This is a genomic window from Dietzia sp. DQ11-44 (assembly GCF_014145205.1).
Taxonomy (GTDB): domain Bacteria; phylum Actinomycetota; class Actinomycetes; order Mycobacteriales; family Mycobacteriaceae; genus Dietzia; species Dietzia natronolimnaea.
The window spans coordinates 1-4,940 of the sequence record NZ_JAALEC010000039.1; the positions used below are offsets into that span (position 1 = coordinate 1).

The 4,940-nt window shown below is 68.1% G+C and carries 6 protein-coding genes; 2 read left to right on the top strand and 4 right to left on the bottom strand.

Annotated elements, in window-relative coordinates; all coding sequences use genetic code 11:
• Positions 1–65: 65 nt before the first annotated feature.
• Genes G6018_RS01135 through sdhC form a run of 4 tightly spaced genes read right to left on the bottom strand, consistent with a single transcriptional unit; the run spans position 66 to position 3,525 of the window.
• A complete protein-coding gene (locus tag G6018_RS01135) occupies positions 66–857 on the bottom strand; it encodes a succinate dehydrogenase iron-sulfur subunit (protein ID WP_179524744.1) in 792 nt (263 codons plus the stop codon).
• Positions 857–2,623, bottom strand: a complete 1,767-nt coding sequence (gene sdhA / locus G6018_RS01140; RefSeq protein WP_179526169.1) for a succinate dehydrogenase flavoprotein subunit — start codon at positions 2,621–2,623, stop codon at positions 857–859. Before sdhA ends, G6018_RS01135 begins: the two co-directional genes overlap by 1 nt.
• A gap of 48 nt (positions 2,624–2,671) precedes the next feature.
• Positions 2,672–3,103, bottom strand: coding sequence for a succinate dehydrogenase hydrophobic membrane anchor subunit (locus tag G6018_RS01145; RefSeq protein ID WP_182617072.1), 432 nt, complete (start codon positions 3,101–3,103; stop codon positions 2,672–2,674).
• 14 nt (positions 3,104–3,117) lie between these two features.
• Positions 3,118–3,525 carry a succinate dehydrogenase, cytochrome b556 subunit gene (gene sdhC, locus G6018_RS01150; RefSeq protein ID WP_182609616.1) on the bottom strand — a complete coding sequence of 136 codons (408 nt, stop codon included), beginning with the start codon at positions 3,523–3,525 and terminating at the stop codon, positions 3,118–3,120.
• Positions 3,526–3,716: 191 nt separating this feature from the next.
• Between sdhC and G6018_RS01155 the strand changes: the two genes are divergently transcribed.
• Both G6018_RS01155 and G6018_RS01160 read left to right on the top strand, forming a co-directional pair.
• Complete coding sequence (locus G6018_RS01155) at positions 3,717–4,145, top strand: cytidine deaminase (RefSeq protein ID WP_182609615.1); 429 nt, start codon at positions 3,717–3,719, stop codon at positions 4,143–4,145.
• Positions 4,142–4,940, top strand: a 799-nt coding sequence (locus G6018_RS01160) for a thymidine phosphorylase (RefSeq protein ID WP_182638513.1), incomplete at its 3' end; no start/stop codon positions are given. The genes G6018_RS01155 and G6018_RS01160, both read left to right, overlap by 4 nt.

Consider the following 4,940-nt stretch of genomic DNA (forward strand, 5'->3'; position numbering starts at 1 on the left):
AATACCAGCGGGGCCGCACCCTCCGCTCAGGGAAGGTGCGGCCCCGCCGGGGAGACCGGGGAAGGTCAGCGCGCGAACAGCAGGGCGCGCTTGACCTCCTGGATCGCCTTGGTCACCTGGATGCCGCGGGGGCACGCGTCGGTGCAGTTGAAGGTCGTGCGGCACCGCCAGACCCCCTCGGCGTCGTTGAGGATCTCCAGACGCTCGGCGGCACCCTCGTCACGGGAGTCGAAGATGAACCGATGAGCGTTGACGATCGCGGCCGGGCCGAAGTACGACCCGTCGGCCCAGAACACCGGGCACGAGGTCGTGCAGCAGGCGCAGAGGATGCACTTGGTCGTGTCGTCGAAGCGGGCCCGGTCCGTCTGGGACTGGATCCGCTCGGCCGTCGGCTGGTTCCCGGACGTGATGAGGTACGGCATGACGTCACGGAACGACTTGAAGAACGGCTCCATGTCGACGTACAGGTCCTTCTCCACCGGCAGCCCGCGGATCGGGGCGATGGTGATGGTGATGGACTTGCCGTCCTTGGGAAGCATGTCCTTCATGAGGACCTTGCAGGCAAGGCGGTTGACCCCGTTGATCAGCATGGCGTCCGACCCACAGATGCCGTGTGCGCACGACCGGCGGAACGCGAGGCTGCCGTCGATGTAGTTCTTGACGTACATCAGCAGGTTGAGCAGACGGTCCGACGGCAGGGCCGGGACCTCGTACTCCTTCCAGCCCGCCGAGTCCGGATCCTCCGGGTTGAACCGGGCGATCTTGAGCGTGACCATGGTGGAGCCGGGCGGCACGGGACGGTTCGAGCCCGGGTCCTTGCCGTCGGTGGCCTTGGTGGTGTCGACTGCGGTGGTCATCAGTACTTACGCTCCATCGGCTCGTAGCGGGTCTGCACAACCGGCTTCCAGTCCAGCCGGATCTCGGAGAGGAGGCCGAGGCCGTCCTTGAACGCCATCGTGTGCTTCATGAACTCGTCGTCGTTGCGGTCCGGGTAGTCCTCGCGGGCGTGTCCGCCACGGGACTCCTTGCGGTTGAGCGCACCCACGACCGTGACCTCCGCCAGCTCCAGGAGGAAGCCCAGCTCGACGGCCTCGAGGAGTTCGGTGTTGAACCGCTTGCCCTTGTCGCTGACGGTGACGTCGGCGTAGCGCTTCTTCAGGGCGCGGAGCTCGTCACGGGCCTCGGTGAGCGACTGCTCGGTGCGGTACACCGACGCCTTGTCGTCCATCATGGCCTGCATCTCGGTCCGGATGTCGTTGGCGTTCTCCGCGCCGTGGTCGGCGAGCATGCTCTCCATCCACTCACGGACCATCTTCTCGGGCTCCTCGGGGAGTTCGACGAAGTCGTGGCCTGCAGCGTAGTCCGCGGCGGCGATCCCCGCCCGGCGGCCGAACACGTTGATGTCCAGCAGCGAGTTGGTGCCCAGACGGTTGGACCCGTGCACGGACACGCACGCGCACTCGCCGGCGGCGTAGAGACCGGGCACCACGTCGTCGTTGGTGCGGAGGACCTCACCCTTGACGTTGGTCGGGATGCCGCCCATGACGTAGTGGCACGTCGGGAACACCGGGACGAGCTCGGTGACCGGGTCGACACCCAGGTAGGTGCGGGAGAACTCGGTGATGTCGGGCAGCTTCTCCTCGAGCACGTCCGCACCGAGGTGGGTCACGTCGATGTAGACGTAGTCCTTCTCGGGTCCGGCGCCTCGGCCCTCGCGCACCTCGAGGACCATCGAGCGGGCGACGATGTCGCGCGGCGCGAGGTCCTTGATGGTGGGGGCGTAGCGCTCCATGAAGCGCTCACCGTCCGCGTTGCGCAGGATGCCGCCCTCGCCGCGGACGGCCTCGGAGATGAGGATGCCCAGGCCCGCCAGGCCCGTCGGGTGGAACTGGTGGAACTCCATGTCCTCCAGGGGCAGGCCCTTGCGGAAGACCACGGCCATTCCGTCGCCGGTGAGGGTGTGGGCGTTGGAGGTGGTCTTGTACATCCGTCCCGAACCGCCGGTCGCGAAGACGGTGGCCTTGGAGTGGAAGACGTGCAGGTCGCCGGAGGCGAGCTCGTAGGCGACGCACCCGGTGGCGACGGGGCCCTCGGGGGTTTCCGTGAGGCAGAGGTCCAGGACGTAGAACTCGTTGAAGAACTCGACGTTGTGCTTGACACAGTTCTGGTAGAGCGTCTGCAGGATCATGTGGCCCGTGCGGTCGGCCGCGTAGCAGGCCCGGCGCACGGGTGCCTTGCCGTGGTCGCGGGTGTGGCCACCGAAACGACGCTGGTCGATCTTGCCCTCGGGCGTGCGGTTGAACGGCAGGCCCATGTTCTCCAGGTCGATGACGGCGGTGATGGCCTCCTTGGCCATGATCTCCGCGGCGTCCTGGTCGACGAGGTAGTCGCCGCCCTTGACCGTGTCGAACGTGTGCCACTCCCAGTTGTCCTCCTCGACGTTCGCGAGGGCGGCGCACATACCGCCCTGGGCGGCGCCGGTGTGGGAGCGGGTGGGGTAGAGCTTGGTGAGGACGGCGGTACGGGTCCGCGGTCCCGACTCGATGGCCGCGCGCATGCCTGCGCCGCCGGCGCCGACGATTACCACGTCGTACTGGTGCTGGTGGACCTGACGATCGGTCATGGGATTCTCAGTGCTCGCTTTCGAAGTGGAACGGTCCGCAGGCGTCGATCAGACGTCGTAGGCGAGGCCGAAGAGGGCGTACGTGCCCAGAGCCAGGACGAGGACGGTCGCGGCGACGAGGATCGCGTTGAGCCAGAACCGCGTCGAGTCCTTGCGGGAATAGTCCGCGATGACCGTCCGGACGCCGTTCGCGCCGTGGAGCTGTGCCAGCCAGAGCATGAGGAGGTCCCACGTGGCCCAGAACGGGCTCTGCCAGCGATCCGCGACGTAGGCCCAGTCGATGCGGTGGACTCCCTCGTCGATCATGAGGCCCACGGTGAGGTGGCCGAGCGTGAGGATGACCAGCGCGACGCCCGAGGCGCGCATGAAGATCCACGCGGTGCGCTCGAAGTTGCCGCGTGAGCGCAGGCGCGGGGAGCGCGGCTGGGCGAGCGAGGCGGGGCGATCGTATGACGTCTGGAGAACAGGTGCGTCTGCCATGGTGATCGTTCTCCTTAGATGTGCTGGAAGAGAAGGAAGAGGAGGCGGGCGGTCGCCGCGGCGAAGACCACGACCCAGATCGCCAGGACGGCCCAGAGCATCTGGCGCTGGTACTTCGCGCCCTTGGACCAGAAGTCGATGGCGACGATGCGCAGACCGTTGAGCGCGTGGAAGAGGACCAGCGCGACCAGGCCGACCTCCAGGAGCCCGACGATCGGGGTCTTGTACGAGTCGATGACCGCGTTGTAGGTCTCCGGGCTCACCGTGACGAGCGAGGTGTCCAGCACGTGCACGAAGAGGAAGAAGAAGATCGCCACGCCCGAGATGCGGTGCGCGACCCACGACCACATCCCCGGGTCACCCTTGTAGATGCTGATCTTCTTATTGGGGGCCGGACGCGCCGGCGCCTGCGCAGTACTCATGGGCTTGTCGTGCCTCCGAATCGTCTGGGCGTGGTGCCATCGGCGCGCGTTCCCTGCCCGAGAGCACAGCGGGCGCCTACTAGGACTTTAGACCTGAGAGGACGCGGACGAGAAGCAGGGTGGGTACGGTGGTCCGAACGGGTAATGCCTGTTAGGGGACCCTAATCGAAGTTACCGGAGGGTAGAAAAGGGTGTCCGTCAACGAAACCGCAGCACAGAGGAACGCGGCCCGCAGCGGTTTGCGCGAAGCCGCGCTGGCGGCCGCCCGGAACGCCTACCGGCCGTACTCAGGATTGGGGGTGGGGGCCGCCGCCCTGGCGTCGGAACCCGGCGGCGACGAGTGCAGGATCGTGACCGGGTGCAACGTCGAGAACGCCTCCTACGGGCTCACACTCTGCGCGGAATGCTCGCTCGTGTCCGACCTCCACCGCACGGGTGGCGGGAGACTGCTCGAGCTCGTCGTCGTCGGCCACGACGGTGACCCGCTCTCACCGTGCGGGCGGTGCCGCCAACTCCTCCACGAACACGGCGGCCCGGACCTGGTCGTCCACACCGCCCGCGGCCCCGTCCGCCTGGGCGAGCTCCTGCCGGACGCCTTCGGGCCGGAGGATCTGACGTGACCCGGTCGATCGACGCCGTGCGGATCATCGAGGCCAAGCGTGACGGGAAGGAGCTCGACGACGACGAGATCGACTGGATCGTCGACGGGTACACCCGCGGTGTGGTGCACCCCGAGCAGATGTCCGCGTTGGCGATGGCGGTGTACTTCCGGGGCATGACCGATCGCGAGATCGCCCGCTGGACCGCCGCGATGGTCGACTCCGGCACCCGGTTGGACCTGTCCGACCTGACGCGCGCCGGTCGTCGCGTCCCCACGGTGGACAAGCACTCGACCGGCGGTGTGGGCGACTCGGTGACGCTCGTGCTGACCCCCCTGTTGGCGACCTGGGAGCTGGCGGTGCCCCAGCTCTCGGGGCGCGGGCTCGGTCACACGGGCGGGACCCTCGACAAACTCGAGGCGATCCCCGGCTGGCGCGCCGACCTGGATGCCGCCACCAGGCGCCAGATCCTTGAGGAGACCGGGGCCGTGATCTGCGCGGCCGGAGCCGATCTCGCGCCCGCCGACCGGGCCCTCTACGCCCTACGGGACGTCACCGGGACCGTCCCGTCCATCCCCATGCTGGCGGCGTCGATCATGAGCAAGAAGATCGCCGAGGGCACGGGCGCGCTGGTGCTCGACGTCAAGTGCGGATCTGGTGCCTTCCGGCCCGACCGCGCGGATGCGGACGAGCTGGCCCGGGTGATGGTCGCCATCGGCACGGCCGCCGGCGTCCGGACCAGCGCTCTGGTGACCGCCAACCACACGCCACTGGGTCGGGCGGTGGGCAACGCCCTCGAGGTGGCCGAGTGCGCCG

Bases quoted from the DNA above. Each gene is read 5' to 3' on its own strand.
- G6018_RS01135 (WP_179524744.1), bottom strand. From the start codon at position 857: ATGACCACCGCAGTCGACACCACCAAGGCCACCGACGGCAAGGACCCG.
- G6018_RS01145 (WP_182617072.1), bottom strand. From the start codon at position 3,103: ATGGCAGACGCACCTGTTCTCCAGACGTCATACGATCGCCCCGCCTCG.
- sdhA (WP_179526169.1), bottom strand. From the start codon at position 2,623: ATGACCGATCGTCAGGTCCACCAGCACCAGTACGACGTGGTAATCGTC.
- sdhC (WP_182609616.1), bottom strand. From the start codon at position 3,525: ATGAGTACTGCGCAGGCGCCGGCGCGTCCGGCCCCCAATAAGAAGATC.